This is a genomic window from Photorhabdus caribbeanensis (genome assembly GCF_018448885.1).
In the GTDB taxonomy this organism is placed as follows: domain Bacteria; phylum Pseudomonadota; class Gammaproteobacteria; order Enterobacterales; family Enterobacteriaceae; genus Photorhabdus; species Photorhabdus caribbeanensis.
In genome coordinates this window covers 1-879 of record NZ_RCWB01000120.1, presented here as the reverse complement: position 1 = coordinate 879, position 879 = coordinate 1, and the positions used below count along the sequence as shown (strand labels likewise).

1 protein-coding gene is annotated in these 879 nt (G+C 41.4%); it reads right to left on the bottom strand.

Annotated features, from left to right (window positions below):
- Positions 1-834 (bottom strand): IS982-like element ISPlu11 family transposase (locus EAE90_RS23245; protein ID WP_214055450.1); only part of this gene is annotated, 834 nt, incomplete at its 3' end.
- Between the last annotated feature and the right edge of the window lie 45 nt (positions 835-879).

The following is an 879-nucleotide window of genomic DNA, read 5'->3' as shown; positions in this document are numbered from 1 at the left end:
CTTTTTCAATTTAAGGCTGTAAGCAATCAATCCACCTAAAACACACAACAGAAAGCCTTTTATACTTCGGTGGCGCGAGTGCTCAATTTGAGAAATGGTCTTTAATTGCCCATTAATCGTTTCGATGATAAATCTCTTTTTTAACATTAAGTTATTCCACTCAGACAGCGCTTGTGCTTTCATATTACGGCGTTTCTTCGTGATGAAAGTCACACCGATTTTGGCTAAATCATCGGCCAGTTCCTGACTGAGATAACCTTTATCACCGTAAAGATAACCCGTTAACGATTTTGATAATTCGCGTACAGGCTCTCGATCATTCACATTACCGGGAGTCACTTTTAGCGCGAGAATTTCGCCCTGATGGTTAACAACCAAGTGTAATTTGAAGCCGTAAAACCAGCCCATTGATGTTTTTCCGCGCTGGGCTATTCCCTTAAAAACCTTATGACGCGGGATACGGATGTTATGACAGACACACAAACTCGTGGAATCAATAAAAGCAATCTTGGTCGGTTTTCCTTTTAATTGAGTCAGATAACTACATAGTGGGACCAAAACGGAAGGGGCCACACTGACAAAACGGGTATAACTGAGCAGGGTGGGGAAATCTTTGTGGTGATATTTCCAAATATGTTCCAGATAAAAATGTTTAAAATCACGGTAATGCGCCATATGAAAAAGGATCAAAATAGTCATGATTTCACTGGGATGCATATGGCCTTGCCGATGACGCTGGCGGTACCCTTTTTCGAAACAAAATAATTCCCATTGAGGAATAAAGAAGCGGCAAAAATCATCGACATCGCAGAAAATTTCAACTAACTTGTTCATAGCCTGTTCCTCCCCGGAGCTGTTTCGGCGTGCACCAAAACATTG